The 24731-nt window shown below is 53.3% G+C and carries 22 protein-coding genes and 2 pseudogenes; 7 read left to right on the forward strand and 17 right to left on the reverse strand.

Annotated elements, in window-relative coordinates; translation table 11 throughout:
- Positions 1-13: 13 nt before the first annotated feature.
- Positions 14-814 carry a PTS mannose/fructose/sorbose transporter subunit IIC gene (locus EH228_RS00345; protein ID WP_152319716.1) on the reverse strand — a complete coding sequence of 267 codons (801 nt, stop codon included), beginning with the start codon at positions 812-814 and terminating at the stop codon, positions 14-16.
- A gap of 69 nt (positions 815-883) precedes the next feature.
- Positions 884-1867, reverse strand: coding sequence for a PTS mannose transporter subunit IIAB (gene manX / locus EH228_RS00350; RefSeq protein ID WP_152319717.1), 984 nt, complete (start codon positions 1865-1867; stop codon positions 884-886).
- Positions 1868-2404: 537 nt separating this feature from the next.
- Here manX and EH228_RS00355 point away from each other — a divergent pair.
- Positions 2405-3967, forward strand: a complete 1563-nt coding sequence (locus EH228_RS00355) for a TerC family protein (RefSeq protein ID WP_152319718.1) — start codon at positions 2405-2407, stop codon at positions 3965-3967.
- A 79-nt stretch (positions 3968-4046) separates the two neighbouring features.
- On the opposite strand, the gene EH228_RS00360 is transcribed toward EH228_RS00355, so the two are convergent.
- From EH228_RS00360 to pabB, 3 genes are all read right to left on the reverse strand, one after another.
- Entirely contained in the window at positions 4047-5411 is a 1365-nt protein-coding gene (locus EH228_RS00360; RefSeq protein WP_152319719.1) for an L-serine ammonia-lyase, read from the reverse strand.
- Between the two features lie 344 nt (positions 5412-5755).
- Entirely contained in the window at positions 5756-6328 is a 573-nt protein-coding gene (locus EH228_RS00365; RefSeq protein ID WP_152319720.1) for a CoA pyrophosphatase, read from the reverse strand.
- Entirely contained in the window at positions 6321-7685 is a 1365-nt protein-coding gene (gene pabB / locus EH228_RS00370) for an aminodeoxychorismate synthase component 1 (RefSeq protein WP_152319721.1), read from the reverse strand. Before pabB ends, EH228_RS00365 begins: the two co-directional genes overlap by 8 nt.
- 111 nt (positions 7686-7796) lie before the next feature.
- Here pabB and EH228_RS00375 point away from each other — a divergent pair, with 111 nt between their 5' ends.
- Positions 7797-7985, forward strand: a complete 189-nt coding sequence (locus tag EH228_RS00375) for a YoaH family protein (protein WP_152319722.1) — start codon at positions 7797-7799, stop codon at positions 7983-7985.
- Between the two features lie 2 nt (positions 7986-7987).
- Positions 7988-9010: a hypothetical protein gene (locus EH228_RS00380; protein WP_152319723.1), complete on the forward strand. Its 1023-nt coding sequence runs from the start codon at positions 7988-7990 to the stop codon at positions 9008-9010.
- 14 nt (positions 9011-9024) lie between these two features.
- Here the strand turns inward: EH228_RS00380 and EH228_RS00385 are convergent, their stop codons facing one another.
- Positions 9025-9378: a RidA family protein gene (locus EH228_RS00385; protein ID WP_152319724.1), complete on the reverse strand. Its 354-nt coding sequence runs from the start codon at positions 9376-9378 to the stop codon at positions 9025-9027.
- Between the two features lie 279 nt (positions 9379-9657).
- Here EH228_RS00385 and EH228_RS00390 point away from each other — a divergent pair, with 279 nt between their 5' ends.
- On the forward strand, positions 9658-10734 hold the full coding sequence (locus tag EH228_RS00390; RefSeq protein WP_152319725.1) for a glycosyltransferase family 9 protein: 1077 nt from the start codon (positions 9658-9660) through the stop codon (positions 10732-10734).
- A 268-nt stretch (positions 10735-11002) separates the two neighbouring features.
- Here EH228_RS00390 and EH228_RS00395 read toward each other — a convergent pair whose 3' ends face one another.
- Both EH228_RS00395 and EH228_RS00400 read right to left on the reverse strand, forming a co-directional pair.
- The gene (locus EH228_RS00395; RefSeq protein ID WP_152319726.1) at positions 11003-11953 is read right to left on the reverse strand and encodes a sulfonate ABC transporter substrate-binding protein; all 951 of its coding nucleotides are present in this window, start codon (positions 11951-11953) and stop codon (positions 11003-11005) included.
- A 94-nt stretch (positions 11954-12047) separates the two neighbouring features.
- Positions 12048-13367: pseudogene (locus EH228_RS00400) on the reverse strand (sulfonate ABC transporter substrate-binding protein); the annotation flags it as partial.
- On the opposite strand from EH228_RS00400, the pseudogene EH228_RS00405 reads away from it, so the two are divergent.
- Together EH228_RS00405 and EH228_RS00410 are read left to right on the forward strand one after the other, a co-directional pair.
- Positions 13367-14325: pseudogene (locus tag EH228_RS00405) on the forward strand (LLM class flavin-dependent oxidoreductase); the annotation flags it as partial. The pseudogenes EH228_RS00400 and EH228_RS00405 overlap by 1 nt on opposite strands.
- A 243-nt stretch (positions 14326-14568) precedes the next feature.
- Positions 14569-15948, forward strand: a complete 1380-nt coding sequence (locus EH228_RS00410) for a M24 family metallopeptidase (RefSeq protein WP_152319727.1) — start codon at positions 14569-14571, stop codon at positions 15946-15948.
- A 31-nt stretch (positions 15949-15979) separates the two neighbouring features.
- Here the strand turns inward: EH228_RS00410 and nth are convergent, their stop codons facing one another.
- The 9 genes from nth to ydgT all read right to left on the reverse strand — a co-directional run bounded on the left by nth (position 15980) and on the right by ydgT (position 23288).
- Positions 15980-16612 carry an endonuclease III gene (gene nth, locus EH228_RS00415; RefSeq protein WP_152319728.1) on the reverse strand — a complete coding sequence of 211 codons (633 nt, stop codon included), beginning with the start codon at positions 16610-16612 and terminating at the stop codon, positions 15980-15982.
- Entirely contained in the window at positions 16609-17310 is a 702-nt protein-coding gene (locus EH228_RS00420; protein WP_152319729.1) for an electron transport complex subunit E, read from the reverse strand. Before EH228_RS00420 ends, nth begins: the two co-directional genes overlap by 4 nt.
- A complete protein-coding gene (gene rsxG, locus EH228_RS00425) occupies positions 17303-17935 on the reverse strand; it encodes an electron transport complex subunit RsxG (RefSeq protein WP_152319730.1) in 633 nt (210 codons plus the stop codon). The genes EH228_RS00420 and rsxG overlap by 8 nt, the downstream gene beginning before the upstream one ends.
- Positions 17935-18996 carry an electron transport complex subunit RsxD gene (gene rsxD, locus EH228_RS00430; protein ID WP_152319731.1) on the reverse strand — a complete coding sequence of 354 codons (1062 nt, stop codon included), beginning with the start codon at positions 18994-18996 and terminating at the stop codon, positions 17935-17937. Before rsxD ends, rsxG begins: the two co-directional genes overlap by 1 nt.
- Positions 18997-21069, reverse strand: a complete 2073-nt coding sequence (gene rsxC, locus EH228_RS00435; RefSeq protein ID WP_152319732.1) for an electron transport complex subunit RsxC — start codon at positions 21067-21069, stop codon at positions 18997-18999.
- Positions 21062-21637, reverse strand: a complete 576-nt coding sequence (gene rsxB / locus EH228_RS00440) for an electron transport complex subunit RsxB (RefSeq protein ID WP_152319733.1) — start codon at positions 21635-21637, stop codon at positions 21062-21064. The genes rsxC and rsxB overlap by 8 nt, the downstream gene beginning before the upstream one ends.
- On the reverse strand, positions 21637-22218 hold the full coding sequence (gene rsxA, locus EH228_RS00445) for an electron transport complex subunit RsxA (RefSeq protein ID WP_152319734.1): 582 nt from the start codon (positions 22216-22218) through the stop codon (positions 21637-21639). The genes rsxB and rsxA overlap by 1 nt, the downstream gene beginning before the upstream one ends.
- A 293-nt stretch (positions 22219-22511) precedes the next feature.
- The gene (locus EH228_RS00450) at positions 22512-22952 is read right to left on the reverse strand and encodes a DUF2569 domain-containing protein (RefSeq protein ID WP_152319735.1); all 441 of its coding nucleotides are present in this window, start codon (positions 22950-22952) and stop codon (positions 22512-22514) included.
- A gap of 120 nt (positions 22953-23072) precedes the next feature.
- Positions 23073-23288, reverse strand: a complete 216-nt coding sequence (gene ydgT, locus EH228_RS00455; RefSeq protein WP_152319736.1) for a transcription modulator YdgT — start codon at positions 23286-23288, stop codon at positions 23073-23075.
- 471 nt (positions 23289-23759) lie between these two features.
- Here ydgT and ytfQ point away from each other — a divergent pair, with 471 nt between their 5' ends.
- The gene (ytfQ, locus tag EH228_RS00460; RefSeq protein ID WP_152319737.1) at positions 23760-24716 is read left to right on the forward strand and encodes a galactofuranose ABC transporter, galactofuranose-binding protein YtfQ; all 957 of its coding nucleotides are present in this window, start codon (positions 23760-23762) and stop codon (positions 24714-24716) included.
- Positions 24717-24731: the final 15 nt, after the last annotated feature.

The raw sequence follows: 24731 nt of genomic DNA on the forward strand, positions 1-24731 counted from the left end.
ATTCACCCTTTCTTTAATCTAATTCGTTATCGAGGTCGTTAGTTACCGGGCCGGAAGCCTGTTCACCCGCCACGCGGTTATATTTTGGAGCCAGTTGGATATACAGTATCGCCATGACGACCCCAATGACACCCAGCGCCACCAGGTTAAAGTCAGTAAAGGCCGCAGTAACGAAGCCAAGGTAGAAGAAAGGCATCAGATAGCCGGCACGCATCATGTTAATAACCATGGCGTAACCCACCACGACAATCATACCGCCAGCGATGTTCAGGCCGTTGGTTACCACTTCCGGGATTGATTCGAGCATGCCCTGTACAATACTGGTACCGACAGAAACAGCAACAATCAGCGCAGGAATAGCAATACGCATTGCCTGCAGTAACAAGGCAGATACGTGAATCCAGGAGATGGCGCTAAGATTGCCTTTTTCAGCGGCTTTATCCGCTGCATGCTGGAAAGCCACGGTTATTGTCCGGACGATAATCGTCAGAACCTGACCGGCTGCCGCCAGCGGAATAGCTAACGCGATACCTGCTCCGACACTCTGTCCGCCAGCGATAACCAGGATGGTTGAAATAATTGAGGCGAGGGCAGCATCAGGCGCCACTGCGGCACCAATGTTCATCCAGCCCAATGCAATCATTTCCAGCGTACCACCGATAATGATACCGGTTTTCATGTCACCTAAAATTATGCCGATTAACGTACAAGCGACCAGTGGGCGGTGGAACTGAAACTCATCGAGAATGGATCCCATACCTGCAATACAAGCAACGATAAATATCAGTACAATTTGAAGAGTGGTAATCTCCATTGCACTTCTCCTATGATATTCGTGAACTGAGTTAAACCTGACGCGTCAGGCAATAAATGGATGGTTGTCTTAATTGGCTATTTTGCCAATCAGGTCCATCATTTTCAGACGCTGATCGCTGGAGACTTTACGCACCTCCAGTTCAATCCCACGCTCATGCAATTTTTTAAAGGCGTCGATATCTTTTTCATCAACGGATACCGCGTTATTAACTTGTGTCTTACCCTGGCGGAATGCCATACCGCCAATATTGACACTGGTAATTGTCACGCCGTTTTCTACCAGGCGTACGACGTCAGTAGGGTTAGTGAACAGCAGCATGACGCGATCATTCGCGTATTTCGGGTTGTTCCATACACGGATCATTTTATCAACATCCACTACGTGAGCCGTCACGCCGGGAGGCGCAACCTGAGTGAGCAGCGTTTTACGAACGTGGTCCGCCGCGACCTCATCGCTCACCACGATAATACGACTGACGTTGGTTTCTTTCGTCCAGCGCGTGGCGACCTGGCCGTGGATCAGGCGATCATCAATACGGGCCAGACCGATTTTCATATGGTCATTGGGGCCCAGTGGTTTTTGTGCGGCAGCAGGTGCGACACTGGCTGGAGCCGGGGCGGCGGTGCTTGTGACGGGGGCGACTGGTTCCGGTTCTTTAGCCTTCAGGGCTTTTACGCCTTCACGGCCCGTTTCAACCGCGAGAGCAACCAGTTCTGCGAAAGTGGGGTTATCATCGCGAGCCATTAAGGTTTCCACCAGCATCGGAATATTCACCCCAGCGATAACCTCATGATTTTCTTTATCAACCACAATACGGCTGGCGGCGTTAAACGGGCTGCCTCCCCAGGTATCGACCAGAAAAAGGACCCCCTGGCTGGTGTCTAAATCGGCCATCCTTGCCTGATATTTCTCAATCAGGGTTTCCGCATTTTCGCCGGGAACAAACTCAATCCATCCAACGTTTTGCTGTTCCCCAAGGAGCATTTCTGCGGTTTTCAGCAGTTGCTCTGCCGCCCAGCCATGCGTACCGATTATAATAGCAATAGTCACTTGCTACCTCCTTATACATTATTCTGCAGCCCGAAATGCTGGCGAGCCGCGCGAGTATTCAGCCAGATGCCATAGCATGCAGCATGAATCGAGACGGACATTTTTTTGAACGACGGTTAAATTCATTATTGCTGCTTAACCGCCATAACCCCAAATTTTGAGACGGGATTTATTTTAGTCTGCGAAAAAATAAATTATGTGACCGTGCTCAGCTATTTAGACGCTGATATCATCTTCTGGCGCCTTTGCTTAAAAGAGCAGCACTAAAAGGGCTGCCGCGGACATAGTAAAGAAAATATTTTGACGTCGTCGGAGCCGCTGTTTAGAGTAGACACCCTTTTTAACCGTGGAGTAACGGGCCGCTGGCCTCCTTATGGACTGTCACCGACGTCGCTTAATCATACTACCAGGCCATCCGGCTGGTTTTACCCCGCCACCTGACGACTTTCATGTTTCTGGCGTTTTTTCACGCTGTGCGCTCATCTATTATTATTATTCGCCTGCTGTGTTTCCTCGTTCCTTTTTTTGGAGTCTGTAATGGAATTTCTTTTGGACCCCGCAATTTGGGGCGGTCTCCTGACGCTGGTCGTGCTGGAGATCGTGCTGGGCATTGATAACCTGGTGTTCATCGCCATTCTTGCCGATAAGTTACCGCCAAAGCAGCGGGATCATGCACGACTGATTGGTCTCTCATTGGCATTGATCATGCGGTTGGGTCTGTTATCGCTGATTTCGTGGATGGTGACCCTGACTCGCCCGTTGTTCAGTGTAGGCGAATTTGGTTTCTCTGGCCGTGATTTGATCCTGCTGGTGGGGGGCGTGTTCTTGCTATTTAAAGCCACCATGGAACTGCATGAACGGTTGGAAAACCGCGATCACAGTGATAGCGGTCACAAAGGTTATGCCAGCTTCTGGGTCGTGGTGATTCAGATTGTGGTACTGGATGCCGTGTTCTCGCTTGATGCGGTGATCACTGCCATCGGGATGGTCAACAATCTGGCGATTATGATGACCGCCGTGGTGATAGCCATGGGGATGATGTTGCTGGCCTCAAAACCGCTGACCCAGTTCGTCAATGCGCATCCGACGGTCGTGGTGCTGTGCCTGAGTTTCCTGCTGATGATTGGCCTGAGTCTGGTTGCCGAAGGTTTTGGGTTCCATATTCCAAAAGGTTACCTCTACGCCGCCATTGGTTTCTCGATCCTTATCGAGTTGTTTAACCAGATTGCGCGGGTTAACTTCATGCGCAACCAGGCCCGCAGACCGATGCGTGAACGTACTGCTGAGGCGATTTTACGCATGATAGGGGGAAGCCGTAGCCGGGAAGCGAATAACAGTGAAGGGGCAGCAGCGGCAAAACATTTACCTCAGGAAGCGTTTAAAGACGAAGAACGTTACATGATCAGCGGTGTGTTGACCCTGGCTTCTCGCTCGGTGCGCAGTATCATGACACCGCGTGGCGATATCTCCTGGGTCGATGCCACGCGTTCACCTGATGAAATCCGTATGCAACTGCTGGATACCCCGCACAGTCTGTTTCCTGTCTGCCGGGGCGAGTTGGATGAAATCATCGGCGTGGTGCGGGCGAAGGAACTCCTGGTGGCGCTGGGGAATGACATTGATGTGGCGGCATTTGCGGCTGCGACCCCGCCCATTATCGTGCCAGAAACGCTGGATCCGATTAACTTGCTGGGTGTTCTGCGGCGGGCGAAAGGCAGTTTCGTCGTGGTGACCAGCGAGTTTGGCGTGGTACAGGGATTGATTACGCCGCTGGATGTGCTGGAAGCGATTGCGGGTGAGTTCCCGGACGAAGATGAAACCCCGGATATTATCGCTGATGACAAGGGCTGGTTGGTGAAGGGGGGCACCGATTTGCACTCGTTGCAGCAGGTGCTGGATACTCAGGTACTGGTTAATCCGGATGATGATCATGCCACGCTTGCGGGGCTATTGATTGCACAGAAAGGCCAGTTGCCGGTGGTGGGCGAAATTATTGAGCTGCCGTCGCTACGATTCGAGATAATGGAGGCGACGGACTACCGTATCGATCTGGTACGAGTGACCCGCATACGCCCGGTGGATGATGACCTGGATGAATAACTCAGGTTAGTCGGGGGCACAGACAGTATGCGTGCGCGATGGGATAATTTGATATTAACCTGATAGCTGGCGGCGTGAATCAGTCGCACTGCACCTTGATAGCCAGCCCCCCACGCGAAGTTTCGCGGTATTTGGCATTCATGTCTTTGCCTGTTTCATACATGGTTTCAATGACCTTATCCAGCGAAACGCGAGCTTCGCTGGTCCGCCGCATCGCCATTCTGGCTGAGTTGATAGCCTTAACCGCCGCGATAGCATTGCGCTCAATACAAGGTACCTGAACCTGGCCGGCAACCGGATCACAAGTCAGCCCGAGGTTATGTTCCATGCCTATCTCTGCCGCTACGCAGACTTGCTCCGGGCTTGCTCCCAGCAGTTCAGCCAGACCGGCCGCCGCCATTGAGCAGGCGACGCCCACTTCGCCCTGGCAGCCCACTTCGGCCCCCGAGATTGAGGCGTTCATTTTATACAGGATGCCCACAGCTCCCGCCGCAAGAAAGTAACGGATAAAAATATCCGGACTGACGGATTGAATAAAATGATCGTAATACGCCAGCACCGCCGGGACAATGCCACAGGCTCCGTTGGTCGGTGCGGTGACCACACGGCCACCGGCGGCATTCTCTTCATTGACGGCCAGGGCAAACATGTTGACCCAGTCGATAACGTTCATGGGATCGCTGGAAAGCTTGTCGGAAGAAACCAGCAGGCGGCGCAGAGCAGAGGCGCGACGAGGCACACGTAGCGGGCCGGGCAGTACGCCCTCAGTATTCAGACCGCGATCGATACAGTCGCGCATATTTTGCCAGACATCGGCAAAATAACGTTCAATATCGGCCCTGCTGTGCAGGGCGAGCTCGTTTTTCATTACCAGGCCGGAAAGCGACAGGCCCGTTTGATGGCAATGAGCCAGCAGCGCGTTGGCTGAGTTGAACGGATAGGGCACCGAGACTTCATTCAGCGTGGGCTGACCGAAGTGTTCTTCATCAACAATAAATCCGCCGCCGATGGAATAATAGGTATTGCTGTAGACTAACGCCTCATTGGAAAAGGCGCTGATGCGCATACCGTTTTCATGCAGTGACAGATTATCGCCGCGAAACACCATGCCGTCCTCACGACGGAAATCGACTTCATGACGACCATTAGCCAGCAGTAAACGCTGGCGCTGTTCAACGTCACGGATAAAGCCGGGGATATTGTCGATATCCACGCTTTCTGGTGAAGCGCCGGATAATCCCATAATAATGGCGATATCAGTATGGTGGCCTTTCCCGGTCAGCGATAACGAACCATAAATCTCTACGGTGATGCGCGTGACGCTTTCCAGAGCATCACGCTTTAGCAGATCGTCAACAAATTGTTTGCCCGCTTTCATTGGGCCCACGGTGTGAGAGCTGGATGGACCTATGCCTATCTTGAACATGTCGAAAACGCTAATCACACTTTGCTCCTTAACCGCGTAACTGGAGGCATCCGGAAACTGACACGGTAATAATAATCATCCGGCGAAAGATCATCGCATGAAATAAATTAATCCGCTAAGGGTCATAATATAATGGTAACAGACGAGGTGACTGACCGCTCTGTGTTGAGAAATGCCCTGTCTTAACTCAGGTAAAGCGCGAGAATGATGCGACACCGGACGCCCTGATAATTTGCGCGATAATATAAATTATTTTGCCTGATTGTGCAGTGGTTTATTGGGTTTTTTGGCCTTATTTTTGCTTAAAAATGGTGGGGGTCAGTACTGTTTCATTCAGCTCAAGTGAATCATTGGGTACGCGGTTATTTCGCCACCTGCAGGCTGAGTTGACGAATGATCCCGGCGGTCATTCCCCAGATGAAATAATCCTCAAACCATGAAATCCATACCCGATGGGGCAGACCATGACGCTGAATATCGAGCGGGGAGTAACGATGTAGATTCAGCGCTTCCTGCAGGGGGATTTCAAATACCGATGCGACTTCCCCTGTGCTGGCATGCCAGCGCACCGTTTCAGGCAAAATACCGACCACCGGCGTAACCTGAATACCGCTGCTGCTGATTACCGCAGGCAGCACGCCGACGATGCGCACACTGGCGCGGGGAATCGCCACTTCTTCCTCGGCTTCGCGCAGCGCGGTCACGATCAGTGAACTGTCTTCTTTGTCTACCATACCGCCCGGAAAGGCGACCTGCCCTGGATGTTTCCTCAACGTCGCTGCCCGCTGGGTGAGTAGTAGCGTGGGGTGTGGGCGATCGATAATCGGGACTAACACGGCGGCGCGCCGGGCGGCTAGTGATGCCGCCTGACGTGTGGGACGCTGAAGCGCAAAGCGGCTCATAAACTGAGCCAGAGTCAGAGAAGCGTCAGACATCGCACTGTTCCAGACAGGGGAGAATGCAATTCAGTTTATCGAAGGTTTCCTGATATTCCGCCTGCTCAAGGCTGTCGGCGACGATCCCACCGCCCGCGGTGCAGTACAGTTGTTCTCTTTCTGCGGTGATCGTCCGGATGGCGATACTGGTATCCATCCGGCCACAAACGCTGAGATAACCGATGCTGCCGCACCAGGCATTACGCCGGTGGGGTTCCAGCTCGTCAATGATTTCCATTGCCCGGATTTTCGGCGCGCCGGTGATAGAACCGCCAGGAAAACAGGCGCGTAGCAGATCGCAGGCATGCAGTTCAGGTTTCAGGGTGGCGGTAATGGTACTGACCAGGTGATGAACCGCAGGGAAAGGCTCCACCACAAACAATTCAGGAACCCGGACACTGCCAGGGCTTGCCACGCGACCTATATCGTTGCGTAGCAGATCAACAATCATCAGATTCTCCGCGCGGTCTTTGGGCGATTGCGCTAATTTCTCAGCCTGTCGCTGATCGGCTTGTGGATCGCTAAGACGGGGAAGTGTGCCTTTTATCGGTCGGGTTTCTACTTTGCCGTCGGCTATTTTCAGGAAACGTTCTGGTGACAGGCTTAAAATCGTACTTTCTGGTAGCCGAATAAACGCACTGAAAGGCGCCCGGTTTTGCTTATTCAACAACTGAAAGGCTTGCCATTCATCCCCGCGATAGCCAACCTGAAAGCGTTGAGCAAGATTGATTTGGTAACAGTCGCCGCTGCGTAATAACGCCTGTACCCGACGGAATTTTTCACCATATTGCTGACGAGTCATATTCGACTGCCACGCGCTGGTCAGGCAGAACGCGTCAACATGGCGTGGCGGCTGCAGAGCGTTCAGCCAGTTTAGCCGGGCCTGGGTGCCGCCATGATCGACCAGCGTCAATGTCTTAAGATGATGGTCGGCAATCAACGCCCAGTCATAAATACCGACAGCCATATCCGGTGTCTGAAGATCCTGTAACGCTTGCTGAGGAAGTTTTTCGAATCGGCGGCCTAAATCATAACCAAACAGACCCAACGCACCGCCCTGAAAAGGGACGTTGCTGCTTTCTTCAGCCTCCAGCCCGCAGGTTTTCAGTGTATTCTGTAACAGGGCCAGCGGATCTTCATGGCTTTCCACCACGCTTTGCGCATCCGCGATACGGGTGGTTTCGCCCACGGTAGTGAGGGTACGTAGCGGGTCAGCGACCATAATATCAAAGCGATTATCACTGTGAGCGGCAAAACCTGAATGCAGCAGCATCGCCCATGGTTGTCCGGAGATACATGCAAACAGATCCTCAAGCGCTTCCGGGGTATACTTCAGAGAATAATAAACAGGCGACATAAAATTTAAGCAGATCGATACCATAACAGGTGCTAAGCCTGACATATTTTTCTGTCGCTGGCATCTGTTTGTTTCGGGTGAAATAATCCGCGTATTTCAACAGGAGGAGTGATGATTACTGGCTTACCGGCGCTGTCGCATGAGCAGCAGCAACAGGCGGTTGAACGCATTCAGGAACTGATGTCTGAAGGAATGAGCAGCGGTCAGGCGATTCAAGTGGTGGCGGCGGAAATCCGCGAAACGCACACCGGAGAGATGATAGCCGTTCGTTTTGAAGATGATGAGGACGACGTGGAGTAACGGTGCGACAAGAGAGCCGCTTGCAGAAGAAAACAGAAGCTATTCTACGGGGAATTTGGGGCGGTTTACTGTGCTGTGGTTTGAGTTATTTTTCGCAGGCCATTGCGGCTGACTGGCCTGCAGGAGTAACAGAACAAACCTTCACTATCAGCGATGCCGCAGGCAATTTTCATTACTTTATCGCCAACCTGCCGGCCACAAAAAATACCACCACGGTATTGATTGTGATGCACGGTCATCCACGGGACATCGGTGCCACTCTGGATGCAGCCTTGCTGGCTGCGCACGATAATCCTGCCGCCCGTCAGGTGCCGATTATCGCCCCGTTTTTTCAGGTTTCCGCCGCTCAGTCCAGCCACTGTGATTCGCCAGGCCTGCCCGCGGCATTACCGGCTGATACGCTGTGGAACTGCCACAGCTGGCTTGAGGGTGGGCTGGATAGCAAGGGGAAATTAAGCGCATTTCAGGCTATAGACCAGTTGATTGCGCAGCTGAAGCAACACTGGCCGGCATTGCGGCAAGTCACCCTGGCGGGTTTCTCCGCTGGCGGGCAGTTTGTGCAACACTATGTGGCGTTTGCCAGACCGCCAGAGGGTGTGCACCTGCGTTATGTGATTGGCGATCCTGGCAGTTGGCTCTATTTTGACCGACGTCAGGACACCACTGACTGCCTGTCAATTAACGACTGGAAGTATGGACTGAACCGTGTACCGGGATGGCTAACCCAGCAAGTGGCCGGTGCGCGGGAGCGGTATCGGGCGGCAGACATCAGCTATCTTGAAGGCGGCGACGATCATGGCAAGGGGCGGGGCGTGTATTACCGGATTCTTGATAAGTCCTGCGCGGCTGATAGTCAGGGACGTTACCGGCTGGAGCGGGGTATCCGTTACGCGCAGTATGATCGTGAAGTATTAAAACCACTCAAACCGCATCGACTCAGGGTGGTGGACGGTTGTCGTCACGATGTTCGGTGTGTCTTTTCATCGCCAGCGGGCAGACAGGTGCTTTTCGCGCCGTCGCGCTAAAGCACCGGTGTTAACTACTTCGCCGCGACAATTTTGATTTCTACCCGATATTTCGGGTTCATCAGTCCGGCCTGCACGGTGCAGCGTACGGGCGCGTTGCCTGGCGAAACCCAGGCATCCCAGGCGCGATTCATGGCCGGAAAGTCTTCTTTATTTACCAGAAAGATGGTGGCGTCCAGGATACGGCTTTTATCCGAGCCGAGTTGGGTAAGGGTACGGTCAATGACCGCCAGGGCATTAGCCGTTTGCGCCTGTGCATCCTCATCCAGATTTTCCGGAACGCTGGTGTAATAAATCGTATCATTGTAGATGACCGCTTCAGACATGCGGTGCGCTACTGGCTCAACTCTTATTATTTCCTTCGACATATCAATACCTTAATTGTATTTTGTTGCGTTATTCAAATCAAAGTGGGGCAAATTTGGGACGTTCCAGGTAAAAATATCATCAATTTGCTTCGCGTGCAGAGACAAATGACCTGAAGAAAAGAGGGCATATGTTTTCACCGTTATCAGTGGGTTACCCCATCCGGCAGGCCACTGTCGCTCTGCTTCTCCACCGCCACACCCGGTTGAATTTCATGTCGGGATTGGTGCACCGGGTGTGTTGATGTAGAATTTGACTGTTATGACGTTTAGGATACGGAAATGTCTACTTTTGAACGTAAAATGAAAATATTGGGAGGGATCCTCAATCTCTTCAGAAGAAGTTCACGAATCAGCCCGGATCGTTTAGATTTTGCCCAAACAAAGAATATTGTAGTAATAAACAACAAACGGCTTGGGGATTTTTTATTTTGTACGCCAGCGATAAGGGCGCTTAAAGATGCCAATCCCGCGGTGAAAATAATGGCCGTCATAAGCCCAAAGAATAAAGGTCTTATCGCTGATTGTCCTTATATAGATAGCGTGATGTATATGGAGGAAAGTGTTTTTTCATCCATTAAGATCGGGTGTCTTCTTCGTAAATACCGTCCGGAACTGGGTATCATTTTTCATTCTAAAAATCCATATGGTTTTATTGTATTAACCTGTGCGGGTGTTTATTGCCTGCTGAAACATTACTTTGGTAATGAAAAAAAAGTGTTGCTCAGTGTTTGTGATGCGTCTGTTATTGGAGGGCGCTTCCCTCCCGTTAAAAATAATTTAGAACTTGTCGGAACGTTAGGGGTAAGGATTACCGGGAAAGATATGTTCTATCCCTCGCCCGTTGGGCCGAAGTCCGGTAGTGGAAAAAGTGTGGGTATACAGTTAGGTGCATCAGGGGTGGGGCGTTATTTCCCTACCGAGACCGCAGCGATTGTTGTTGAAGAAATCGCGAGAAAAAATCCAGAATATACTTTTCATTTGTTCGGGAACCCGGCTGAGAGACATCTATCGACAGATTTTTTTCGCCACCTGGATGAAGAGTTTAAAAGCAATGTGGTAGACCACATTGGTAAAACATCACTGCAAGAGTTGGCTGAACGCATAAATAATGTTGCTGTGCTAATTACGCCTGATACAGGATGTCTGCATATTGCCACCGCGTTGCGCACAAAAACAGTCGGCCTTTTTCTGGCTAAACAACCCAATGCGAGTATTCCTCAACAGGATGCTGAACTTCACCAGGTTCTTTATGCTGCTGACTATTCCGGTGGAACACTGGAGACGGCGAGTAAAAGCAAATTATCAACGATACCCGCTGAAGATATAGTAAAAATGGTGGCTCGGGCTTTATCCTGAACAGGATGACGAGGAGCTTGCCGGATAAGCTTGAATAGATAAAAAACCCGCCAGTTACCCGTTGCGCGGGCTGGCGGGAAGGAAGTAAATTTTGCATACTCGTGATGGGTCGCATCACCGGGTATTGATACTATCCCCTGTAACATCAACAAATCATAAACTGTATCTATTCTGCGATGATTAATAACGTCATTATTGCGGCCCGCGTACCGGACTATTGGCACTGGAGGTCTGTCACCACAGAGTAAAATGCTGCGCTGATCCGATGTTATTGCTTATCCAGCGACCATCTCGCGCTGTTAACGTCAATTTTCACCGGTAGCAGGCCAGTCTGGCTGAATTTATCCGCCAGCTGTTGTTGCTCTTTAAAGACCTCCGGGGTCATGCGTTCGGCACCAAACGGCATTCTGCTGATGGAGCGTTGCCAGATGGGTTGCGGCAGACCTGTGGAGGTAGCGAGAATTTTTGCCGTTTGTTGTGGATTTTTATTCGCCCAGTCGCTCAGCGAGCTCAGCTCATCAACCACCTGTTTCGCCGTCTGCGGATAAGTTTCGGCAAATTTACGGCTGGCAAGATAGAACGTGTAGTGCGGTACCAGGCCTTCCGCATTCTTCACCAGGCGAGCCTTCGCATTGGTTTCCACTTCGGCATAATATGGATCCCAGATAACCCAGGCATCAATCGCACCACGCTGAAATGCCGCACGGGCATCGGCAGGCGGCAGATAAACCGGGGTGATATCCTGGTAGCTCAGCCCGGCATTTTCCAGCGCGCTGACCAGCAGATAATTGACATCTGATCCCTTGTTCAGCGCCACCCGCTTACCTTTGAGGTCAGCAACGGTTTTGATAGCTGAGTTTTCCGGCACCACGATAGCCTCTGTTTTCGGGTTAGCCGGGGAGTGAGCCAGATAGACCAGGTCAGCTTTAGCGGCCTGGGCGAAAGCCGGGGGCGCATCACCGGTGGCGGCCAGATCGATGCTGCCGACATTCAGCCCTTCCAGCATCTGTGGTCCGGCCGGAAATTCCACCCAGTGCACGGCAATCCCCTGTTTTTTGAAGTCTGTGTCAAGTGTCCCCCGGTATTTTAGCAGCGCGAAGATATTGGCCTTCTGATAGCCAATATTCACTGTTTTGGGGACGGTTTCCGCCTGTGATGACTGGATGGTACTGGTCAATAATGCTGCGGTAATCAGGCCGCTAAGCAGATATTTTTTCATCATATTTCCCTGAAAACGAGTTGGTGTCAGCGCAACATAGCAAACGGTGATAAATCCGTTTAATGAGTAAAAATCATATCGTTAGCAGAAAAACTCATTCTTGCCAGACTGCGTCCCTGACCTTGATAGCCCGTGGCAGCAGACCCAGTGCGTAAAAGCGATCAGCAATGATCTGCTGCTGACGAATGATATGCAGATCCATACGCAGGGTCTGATGGCTTCGCCGTGACAGGGCGCGGATTAACGCAGGTGTGGTCAGTCCTAACTCGGCAGAGAGCAGCGTGGCTGCGTCTGTCCGGTTGGCATCGATATAACGCCCGGTCTGTTCCAGTGCGAAGAGCAGCGCATGCAATAAATCGGCTGAATGGGCGGCAAAATTGCGATGGGCGAGATAAAACTGGTGGTTGTTGACTCGCTCAACGCCGTTGGCCAGTGCCCGGAGTTGACCACTCTCTTCGGCATCGCTGAGCAGCGGATCTCACATCATCCAGGCATCCACCGCGTGGTGGTCGCTGGGGGTCAGCGGGTATTTCGGCGGGGCATAAACCACACGAATGTCTTCCAGTGTCATGCCGGCTTCCTCAAGGATTTGCAGCAGCAGGTAGTGCACGTTCGAGCCTTTATTCACGGCAATTCGCTTACCGCGCAGATCAGCCAGGGTGTGGATGGGACTGTCTCTGGCGACCATCAGGGCCACGCTTTGCGGCGCTGCTGGCTCCCAGGCGACGTACAGCAATGGCTGATTGCTGGCCTGAGCAAACAGCGGCGGCACTTCACCCGTGGTGCCAAAATCGATTTCACCGTTATTCAGCGCATGCAGCAACTGTGGCCCGGCGGGAAACTCACTCCACAAGACGCTGACCCCAAGGCTGGCGAACTGAGTTTCCAGCGATTGACGGGCTTTGAGGATCCCCAGGTTGCCGAATTTCTGATACCCCACCCGCAGTTCGCGTTCGTTATCCGTTCCGGCGGGACTGACCCGTTGAGAACTCCCCGCCAGGCGTCGGCGCGGCTTGATCAGGCCGAGGTGGGCAAGATGGGTGCGCAGGGTGTTGCGGCTGATGCCCAGCAGCGAGGCGGTTTGCAACTGATTGCTGTTACTCATTTCAAAAGCGTTACGTACCAGCGCGGACGTCACACGTTGCCAGACCGGGCTGCGGGTATCCTGTAACTGCTGACGCATAAAGTTATCAAGCGAGTCTTCCCGTGCATGGACTGCTACAGGGCCATTGACCGGGCTGAGCCGCAGTTGCGCCGGGGTAATCAACGGTTCTCTGCTCAGCAGCACCGCGTTATGTAGCGTATTCTCCAATTCGCGGATATTCCCCGGCCACGGGTAGTCCATCAACGTCGCCAGCGCGTCTTCACTGAGCTTAAGTTGCGGCCGACCCAGACGGCGGGCATAAATCCGCAGGATTCGGCCTGACGGTCAATCTCAGCTATGAAGCGCCTTATCCGTTTGCGCACCGTTTTTCCACCCTCGATCACCTGACGGGTGGGCGGGTGGGCTGGAACATTGTGACCGGCTATCTGGACAGTGCGGCGCGGGCCATGGGCCAGCGCCAACTGCTGGACTATGATCGGCGTTACGATCAGGCGGATGAGTTTCTCGATGTCAGTTACCAACTGTGGGAAGGCAGTTGGGAAGAGGATGCGGTGCTGGCGGATCGCCATTGTTGTTCCAGGCGGGGAGCTCAGCGCGTGGCCTACGCTTCGCTGCCCGTCATGCGGAATGTTCCTTTGTCAACGGCAGTACCCCGCAGGCGATGCGTAGTCAGGTGGATAAACTGCGGCAGGCCGTACGTGACGCCGGACGTCAGCCGGAGGATTTGAAGGTCTTTATGGGCATCTCGGTGATCGTCGCGCCAACGGAGAAGGAAGCCCGGGAGAAACACCGCGAGTACCTGTGCTATGCCAGTCCGGAAGCCGGTATTGCCCACTTTTCCAGTTCAACCGGCATCGATCTGGCGCAGTTTGACCTGGATGAACCGATTCAGACCGGGGCCACCCGGGCGATTGAATCGGTCAGTAAAGCCTACAGTGGCTGGACCCGCCGACAACTGTTGGCGCAGCATGCGCTGGGGAGCCGTTATGCGCTGATTGTCGGCAGCCCGTCTCAGGTTGCCGATCAACTGATTAACTGGCTGGACGCCGCCGATATCGATGGTTTCAACCTGACGCGCATCGTCAATCCACAAAGTTACATTGACTTTATTACCCTGGTGGTACCGGAGTTACAGCAACGTGGACGCTACAAAACCGCTTATCAACCCGGAACGTTCAGAAAAAAATTGTTCGGTTATGACCGGTTGTCGTCATGCCATCCGGCTGCCCGCTGGCGCCGTGACGGGCACCTTTTAGCGAGAACATAGTGGTGCTGGTGGCGCGGATTACTCTGTTGTAACTGGGCGGCGATCACCTTTCACGGCGGTTTCATCAAACTTCGTGTCTGATGCAGACACCGCCTGGGGACGGGGCGGTCAACGTTCTGATGGTTCAGCCGCTTTTTCGCCTCGGTGGCCTGTTTTTTTAACCCAGATCTATATTGCCGGACGTCAGGTGGGATAAGGTGCGTTATCTCTTTCGCCAGTCGTATTGACCCAGGAGAACCGCCCATGACCCGCTATGCCCTGAAACCTGTTCCCGAACCCGCGACTTTTAGCCAACTGCCCACGCCCGTCATTCCCGGTAACGTCATGCATCAGCGCCTTGAAAAAGTGTTGGCGGCGATGGTGCGGGATTCACTGGATTATCTGGTGGTGTATGCAGACAAAGAACATGGCGCAAACTTTGAGTATCTCGCTGGTTTTATCCCGCGCTTTGAAGAGGCGTTGCTGGTGGTCAACGCGAAGGGGAGCCTGACTTACATCATGGGCAATGAAAACCTGAAGCTGGTGCCTTTTGCCCGTAATCCGGGAGCCTGCTTGCATGCGCCGGTGTTCTCACTGCCTAATCAACCGATGGATAATGATAAACCGCTGGCTGAGCTGTTGGCGGAATGTGGGCTGACAGGGCAAAGCAGGACGGGAGTGGTGGGCTGGAAACTGTTTACCGGGCGGGACGGAGCGCAGCCATTTGATGTGCCTGCTTTTATCCTTGATGCTGTCAGTGTTGCATCAGGTGGCAGGCGGAATGTGAGCAATGTGACCAGCCTGTTTATCTCACCCGCATACGGTGTGCGTTGCCGAAATAGCGCCAGTGAGGTGGCGTTTTACGAATACGGCGCGAATCTGGCCTCGACCAATGTCCTGAACGCGTTGAATGCTATTGAGATCGGCAAAACTGAAAAGGAGATTGGGCACCTGCTCGCGTCCTCAGGACAGCCCAATAATGTGATAATGATTGCCGCGACGGGGGAGCGGTTTGCGCATGCCAGTCTCTATCCCGGTGATAAAACCATCCACCGTGGCGACAAGTTCTCACTGACCGTCGGCTTTAAGGGCGGTCTGACCAGCCGGGCGGCGTATGTAGTGGCTACGGCAGAGGAACTGCCGGAAAATGTGGCGGATTATCTCTCGCGAGTGGCCACGCCTTATTATCATGCCGTCGTCACCTGGCTGGAAACCCTGCGCACCGGCATCACTGGCGGTGAGCTGTACCAGGCGGTGGAACGCGTACTGCCAAAGAAAACAGCGGGATGGCATCTCAATCCCGGGCATCTGGTGGCCGATGAAGAGTGGTTATGTTCACCGGTGTGGGAAAATTCAACCATCAGGCTGGAAAGCGGCATGCTGTTTCAGATAGACATTATTCCTGCGGTGAAAGGCTATGGCGGCAGCAGCATTGAAGATACCGTTGGACTGGCCGATGCCGCACTGCGCCAGGAACTGGCGGAGCGTTATCCGCAGGTATGGCAAAGAATGCAGGCAAGGAAGCGCTATGTCACGGAGGTGTTGAAGATCCGTCTGGCGGAAGAGGTGGTGCTGCTTTCCAATACGGTTGGCTACATGCGGCCTTTCCTGCTGGATAAAACCCGGGCGTTGGTCAAAGCATAAAGTCGTCGGATTAAGCCATGTGGCGAGCGGCTTAATCCACTTTATCGGTAAATTCGCACAGATCTTCAATAATGCAGGAACCGCAACGTGGTTTGCGGGCCACGCAGGTATAGCGACCATGCAGGATCAGCCAGTGGTGACAGTCAACTTTGAATTCATTCGGCACCACCTTTAACAGTTTATCTTCCACCTGCTCGACATTCTTGCCAGGCGCAAAATTGGTCCGGTTGCTGACACGGAAAATATGTGTATCCACCGCGATAGTCGGCCAGCCAAAGGCCGTATTCAGTACTACGTTAGCCGTTTTACGGCCCACGCCAGGCAGAGCTTCCAGTGCGGCGCGATCTTCCGGCACTTCACCCTGATGTTTTTCCAGCAGGATGCGGCAGGTTTTAATGATGTTTTCCGCTTTGCTGTTATACAGGCCGATGGTCTTGATGTACTTTTTGACCCCGTCCACCCCCAGTTCCAGCATGGCGGCAGGGGTGTTAGCCACCGGGTAGAGTTTAGCGGTGGCTTTGTTGACACTGACATCCGTGGCCTGGGCGGAAAGCAGCACCGAAATCAACAGTTCAAACGGGGTGGTGAACACCAGTTCGGTGGTGGGATGCGGGTTGTTATCCCGCAATCGACGCAAAATTTGCAGGCGTTTATCCTTATTCACAACGCACTCGCTTTTCCTTCCAGTGTCTGTTGGGTTTGTTGTTCCGCTTTACGGGCAGCACGCTGTTTCATTTTGTTATCAATCAGGTATTTCGCGGCCAGCAGCATCCCCAAACCAATAAAAGCGCCCGGCGGCAGCATCGCCAGCAGCATGGGTGAATCAAAATGGACCACCTGGATACGCAGCGCTTTCGCCCACGGGCCAAGTAACTGATCGGCGCCATTGAAGATGGTGCCGTTACCAATGATTTCGCGGATTGACCCCAACACCACCATCACACTGGTGGCACCCAGACCAATGGCCATGCCATCCAGCGCCGCCAGCGGCACACTGCTGCGTGAGGCGACAGCTTCAGCACGTCCTACCACGATACAGTTGGTGACGATCAGCGGGATGAAGATCCCTAACGATTGATACAGACCATAAGCGTAAGCATTGATCAGCATCTGTACGCAGCTCACCACCGCGGCGATGATCATCACGTAGATCGGGATACGAATATCTGCCGGCACCCAGCGGCGTGAAGCGGAAATCGCGCTATTGGTGCAGGTGAGTACCATGGTGGTCGCCAGCCCCAGCCCCAGCGCATTGGTAGCGGTGGAGGTGACTGCCAGCAGCGGACACAGCCCCAGCAGTTGTACCAGCGCCGAGTTATTTTTCCACAATCCGCCGATCAGCAGTGTTTTTGCTTCACTCATTGGAATCTCCACAGGTTGGTAACGAAGCCAGCTTCTCCGGTAACGTTTCAATGAACAGCGTCGTGCGTTTTGCCGCATTGACCACGGCGCGCGGGGTAATCGTCGCCCCGGTAAATTGATCGAAATCACCGCCGTCTTTTTTCACCGCAAAACGCTTGTCATCTTTACCGCTCAACTGTACACCATTAAAGCTGTTGATCCAGTTGGAAATGCGTAGCTCGATTTTATCGCCAAGACCCGGTGTTTCATGATGTTCGATAACCCTTACGCCCAGTACTTTACCCGTAAAGTTGGCGCCGACAATCATCTGAATAGCGCCAGAATAACCGTCTGGCGCGGTGGTCTCAACGGCTACCGCCACTGGCTGGCCATCTTTCCGCGCCAGATAAAGATGATGCGGGCTGCCGTTGCCCAGCGCCGGATCGGTGACAAGGTAACATTCCTGTTGCATCGCGTTGTTGTACATTTCCGGCGGAACCACCTGATCCAGCAGTGTTTTCTGCTGTAACACGGTTTGGTGGTCAATGGTTGATTTGGTCACAGTATTGATAACCGCGGTCAGTCCGGTGGTCACCGCAGCAAAAATCGCCAGCGTCACGCCGTTTTTACGAATGGCATCCAGCATCACTTCTCCTTACGGTGGCCGTAAACACGCGGCTGCGTGTAGTAATCGATCAGCGGTACCGTGATGTTCGCCAGCAGCACGGCGAAGGCTACGCCGTCGGGGTAGCCGCCAAAGCTGCGGATCAACCAGACCAGCAGACCCGTCAGTACGCCATAAACCAGCCGCCCTTTATTGGTGGTGGAGGCGGTCACTGGATCGGTGGCGATAAAGAACGCGCCCAGCATGGTCGCGCCGGAGAACAAGTGTACGACGGGGGAGACCAGACTCTGTGGCGATAACAGCCAGCCCAGGGTGGCGCACAGCGTCAGCGACAACAGGAAGCTGAGCGGGATATGCCAGCGAATACTGTTAGTGAACAACAGGAACAGGCCGCCCAGCAGATAGCCCATATTGACCCACTGCCAGCCGACACCGGCAATGACCCCGCTGTAAATCGGCTGAGCCAGCAGTTGTTCAGCGCTGTGTCCGGCGCGTAAACCGGTTTTAAAGTTATCCAGCGGGGTTGCCTGGCTGATGCCATCAACACCCATTTGTAACTGCTGCATGGTATGACCGTCCAGGGTATGACCATGGAAAATCATACTCAGTGAATCGATAAAACCAGGGGTTATTGATTGCAGTGTTTCCGGCGGCAGCCAGCTGGTCATCTGCACAGGGAAGGAGATCAGCAACACCACATAGCCAACCATTGCCGGGTTAAACGGATTCTGGCCCAGCCCGCCGTACAATTGCTTGGCTATCACCACGGCGAAAACGGTACCGATAACAATCAGCCACCATGGCGCCAGTGGGGGAATACTGACGCCGAGCAACAAGGCGGTGAGCAGGGCTGAATTATCCCCCAGCGTTTTCGCCAGCGGCAACTTGCGCAGTTTGAGTACCAGTGCTTCTGCCGCAATACCGGCCACGGCCGCAATCAGCACCTGAATAATGTTGCCCCAGCCGAAAAAATACCACTGGGCGGCAATACCCGGTATCGCGGCAAGCAGCACCAGTAACATAATGGTGTTAGTACTGCGGTGGTTGTGCGTGTAGGGCGAACTAGCGATACGAAAAGCCATTTAATCCTCTTGCGTGGAATGCTGCTGCGCTTTGCGCGCTTTTACACGGGCAATGGCGGCGGCTACCGCCGCTTTGCGTGGATCGTCGGATGGCGCCGCCACCGTCTCATTTTGTCGTTCGGATTGACCGGTGGTTTCAGCCGGTGGTGTTTTCTGCGCCGCAGACTGAGTGGTTTCTTGCGCATCCTGCGCGGCTTTTTTCGCTTTAGCGCGAGCGATAGCGGCTGCCACCGCCGCTTTGCGTGGGTCGTCAGCGGGTGGTGCCGCCGTCTCATTGTTTAGTCCGGATGGATTGCTGGTTTCAGCCGGTGGCGTTTCCTGCGCCGCAGACTGAGTGGTTTCTTGCGCATCCTGCGCGGCTTTTTTCGCTTTAGCGCGAGCGATAGCGGCTGCCACCGCTGCTTTGCGTGGGTCGTCAGCCTGACGGGTGGCGGGTTCGGTCTCGGCCTGCGTTTCGGCATGGTGCGCCAGGGCCTGAGCATGGCGTGCTTCACGCTGGGCCAGCGCAGCGGCACTTTCTGGCTGGCTGGCCTGGCTTATCGCCCCGGCGTCTTCTGCCTGTTTTTTCGCCTTGACACGTTCAAGCGCGGCACTGATTGCGGCTGGATTACTCTGGCTCACACTATGTTTCGCCTGCTGGTGGCGAGCCTCGCGCGCCAGTTTCTCACGCTCCAGCCGTACCTGACGCGCTTCAAAGCGCGCTTTCGCCTGGGCGGTACGTTCAGCGTCAAGATCGATAGCACGGATTTCCGCCTTCTCCTGGCGATAGTATTGCACCAGCGGGATATTACTCGGGCAGACATAAGCACAGGCGCCGCATTCAATGCAGTCGGCAATATGGTGTTCACGCGCTTTGTCATGGTCGCCGCCGCGGCTGTACCAGTAAAGTTGCTGTGGCAATAACCCGGCTGGACAGGCATCGGCACAGGCGCTACAGCGGATGCAGGATTTCTCTGGTTGCTGCGCGCCGGTCTCGTTCAGCGAAGGCGCCAGAATACAGTTAGTAATTTTGACTACCGGCACATCAAGCGTCGGCAGGGTAAAGCCCATCAGCGGACCGCCCATGACCACGATCTGATCCGCCACTGGAGTGAAATCAGCCTGGTGCAGCAGGTGACTGACTGGCGTCCCCAACCGTCCCCAGACGTTACCTGGCCGGCGCACTGATTCTCCGGTCAGCGTGACCACCCGTTCAGTCAGGGGCTCGCCATCAATGATGGCGCGCTTGACCGCATAGGCGGTCCCGACATTCTGCATCAGCACGCCGATATCCGTTGAACGCCCACCGTGCGGTACTTCCAGACCGGTCAGAATTTTGGTCAATTGTTTGGCACCGCCGGAGGGATATTTGGTCGGGATGACCCGAATGTGCAGATCTTTCGCGCTGCCCAGCGCCTGTTTCAGCGCCGTGATAGCTTCAGGCTTGTTATCCTCAATGCCGATCAGCACCCGATCGGCTTGTAATACCCAGGCAAGGATACGGCTGCCTTCCAGCACTTCCGCGGCGCAGTCCTGCATCAAACGATCATCGGCAGTGATATAGGGTTCGCACTCCGCGGCGTTAATAATCAGGGTGTTCACGCCATGCAGGCCACCCTTTAATTTGGTTGCCGTCGGGAAACCCGCGCCGCCCAGGCCGGCCACGCCTGCCTGATGGATACGTTCAATAATCTCACGGCGATCAATCTGTTGATAATCAGTCAGCGGTTGACGCTCACCCCAGCGATCTTCACCATCTGGAGTGATAAAAATGCACAGTTCGGCCAGCGCGGAAGGGTGCGCGGTAATATGCGGAGCGATAGTGTCGACTGTACCTGACGTGGGGGCGTGGACAGGCAGCATGCGGCCACGACCAAAGGTCAATGGCTGGCCGCGTAGCACTTTATCGCCGGGCTTAACCCGCAGTTCACCTTCATGGCCGATATGCTGCTTGATGGGAATAATGAACTGCGCAGGCAGTGGCAAATGGCGCAGAGGCGTGCCGTTAGACTGCGTTTTCATTTCCGGCGGATGAATACCGCCGGCGAAATCCCATAATGGATCTTTTTTGAACCGCTTGAACAAATTACGCATGGTGTTCCACAGGAATAACCCTGACCGGGATAGTGTGCAGATTCCACTTCCAGTTATCGGTGGTCGTGGCGACGGGACGCATCTCTATACAGTCAGTTGGACAGGGCGCAACGCACAGGTCGCAGCCGGTGCAGACATCGCTGAGTACGGTGTGCATCGCGCGGGTGGCGCCGACAATGGCGTCAACCGGGCAGGCCTGAATGCATTTGGTACAGCCGATACAGTTCTCTTCATCAATCCAGGCGACTTTGCGCTCTGGCTGGCGGGCAGCTTCATCGCCTAATGGTTGAGGATCGACGTTGAGCAACGCAGCCAGTTTAAGCATCGTCTGCTCGCCGCCGGGGGCGCATTTATTGATCATCTCGCCGTTATTGCCTACCGCATCAGCATACGGGCGGCAACCGGGATAGCCGCACTGGCCGCACTGGCTTTGTGGCAGGATCGCATCAATCTGCTCGACAATTGGGTCATCTTCAACGTTAAACCGGCGCGAAGCGTAGCCCAGCAAGCCACCGAACAACAGGCCCAGCGCACTGAGTACCGCAATAGCAATCCAAACCGCAGTCATCAGAATTTCACCAGTCCACTGAAGCCCATAAAGGCCAGTGCCATCAGACCGGCGGTCACCAGCGCAATGGATGAACCTTTAAAAGGTGCGGGAACATCGGCCAGCACCAGCCGTTCGCGGATACCGGCAAACAGTACCATCACCAGCGAGAAACCAATTGATGCGCTGAAACCATATAACGCGGCTTGCAGGAAGGTGTGATTCAGGTTAACGCTCAGCAACGGTACGCCCAGCACCGCACAGTTGGTGGTGATAAGCGGCAGGAATATTCCCAATAAACGATAGAGTTCCGGGCTGGTTTTGCGTACCACCATTTCGGTGAACTGTACAACGACGGCGATCACCAGAATGTAAGCCATGGTGCGCAGATAGACGAGGTCCAGCGGCAACAGAATAAGGTGGTTCACCAGCCACGCACAGATCGAGGCCAGCGTAATCACGAAAGTTGTGGCGAGTCCCATGCCAATCGCCGTTTCCAGTTTTTTGGAAACGCCCATAAAGGGACAGAGGCCGAGAAACTTCACCAGAACGAAGTTGTTCACCAGCACTGTGCCAATAAAAAGAAGCAGGTAATCGGTCATTATTTCGCCTGATAAAGATGAAAGCTGCCTATTATCGGGCATCAATGGGCTGACGACAACCGCAGAGCGCTAAGGATCATCCTGATTGCGCACAGAGGATTAAATTTGCGCTGTTTTTTTCACCGCTCAACCGTGGGAAAGCGTGACGTTTTCACTTTACACATGAGCGATGCTGAAGTCGCGGTTGTGTTACCCCATATCACTGTGGCCTGATCTGCAACGGCTGGTGGCGAGAAACTTTTTAGCCGCAGCGTATTAACTGCAACATTCCCGCGGCCTGGGTTGGTGAGCCGTCAGGGTTCAATAAAGGTGTCTTTAACGCGTTGCGAGCGCGTAAAGTAGGGCGCCAGCACGGCGGCGGCCAGCAGGGCTATCAGCAATGTTCTGATCGCGGCGGCATCGCTGATGGGCGAGAAGGCAAAGGTTTTAATGGCCAGCAGCACCGTCACCAGCAGCCAGACGATATAGTGTTTAGGCAGACGGCGCGACCGCTTGCAGAAAATCCATGTCACCCACAGACTGTAACACCAGGCAACCAGCGAGGTCAGCAGTGAAATGCACCACTGCAGGGTGAAATCCGAGGTGTTATTGAACAGGACATTGCGCAGTTCAGGCGTCATTAACGCGCTTAAATACATGGCGACAATCAAGGCGCTGGTCAGCATGGTCATGAGTAGCCAGGCGAGCGGAACCAGCAGCAGTCCGGTGATACGCGGTTTTACATCTACAGCCACGATAAATCCTTCTGAATGGATGAAGCTGGTTGTTTGTACGCCAAACAAGTCAGATATTCAATGAACAGAGGATTATACGGGAAAATCAGCGAGGGCATTAGGGCATTAACGACAAAAAAGTTATACCACATAACGCCAGATTGATTTGGGCACACAACCTAAATCAAACAAACGCCCACCCGCCGCTAATTCCGCGCGGCGGTGATCGGCAGCACGGTACATGTTAACAATCTCATTATTATCGGTCAGCGAATAATTGAGATGGTCAAACAATTTCTCCAGACTTTCCAGTGAGCTAACTTTACGAAATTTTAATAAATAATCTTGCACAGTCATAGTGGATGCGGCAGTCAGAATTAAGTGAATGCAAGTATATGGCGCGTTGCTGGTGTGTCTATAGCGGGAAATACGAAATTACCGTACTTTAGGAATGAAGAGCAATATTTCCTTTTATGGTGGTTGACGGTATGCATCAGCCGGTGTTGTGGCACAGTTCACAAATTCGAGAATGAACGTCGCGGCTATTTTTTCGGTTCATGATGACAGAACCTGACGAGGTGTTGTAATCGTTTCCATTGACCGCCGAGAATAAGTCTTTATCTTCACTACATTTAGTTAACATACCTTTTTTTATTTCACAGGCGTTTTATCCATATCTCATTGCGATATGACGCGGCTAATGTGTGGTGTAACGTCCTTTAATGAATGAGATTTGTGAGCATTGTCGAAAATGTTTTTTCGCCATTAGTCCAGGCTTGAGTGGTGTTTAACCCTACACTACAAAATCCCATCAGAGGAAAATAACTCATGTGGAAGCGTTTACTCTTAACCACACTCATTAGCGGCAGTTTATCTGCTACGGCGCTGGCGGAATCGTTGACGGTGGGTTTTTCGCAGGTTGGCGCTGAGTCAGGCTGGCGAGCAGCGGAAACCAGTGTCGCTAAAAGCGAGGCTCAGAAACGCGGCATTACGCTAAAAATTGCGGATGGTCAGCAGAAACAGGAGAATCAGATCAAGGCGGTACGCTCATTTATCGCCCAGGGCGTCGATGCCATTTTTATCGCTCCGGTGGTACAGACTGGCTGGGAACCGGTGCTGGAAGAAGCGAAGGATGCCCACATCCCGGTATTCCTGCTGGATCGCGCCATCGTGGTGAAAGACAAATCGTTGTATATGGCGGTGGTCACCGCTGATAACGTTTATGAAGGCCAACTGATCGGCGACTGGCTGGTTAAAGAGCGGGCCGGTCAGCCATGTAACGTGGTGGAATTGCAGGGAACAGTAGGGGCCAGCGTCGCCATAGACCGTAAAAAAGGATTTGCTGAAGCGATTGCCAATACGCCAGGTATCAAAATTATCCGTTCTCAGTCTGGTGACTTTACCCGCAGTAAAGGTAAAGAAGTGATGGAAAGTTTTATTAAGGCGGAAAATAACGGTAAAAATATCTGTATGCTCTTCGCCCATAATGACGATATGGCGATCGGCGCCATCCAGGCAATTAAAGAAGCAGGCCTGAAACCGGGTAAAGATATTCTCACCGGGTCTATCGACGGCGTACCGGACATTTATAAAGCGATGCTGGCCGGTGAAGCCAATGCCAATGTCGAGTTGACACCCAATATGGCCGGGCCAGCGTTTGACGCATTAGAAAAATTCAAGAAAGACGGTACGCTACCGCCAAAAATTATTAAAACCGAATCAAAACTTTTCCTACCCGCTGACGCACAATCTCAGTTAGACAAGAAAAAAGGTATGGGTTACTGACACCGGCGCCGCCTG

The sequence above is a fragment of the Erwinia endophytica genome (genome assembly GCF_009295515.1).
GTDB classification, from domain to species: Bacteria; Pseudomonadota; Gammaproteobacteria; order Enterobacterales; family Enterobacteriaceae; genus Erwinia; species Erwinia endophytica.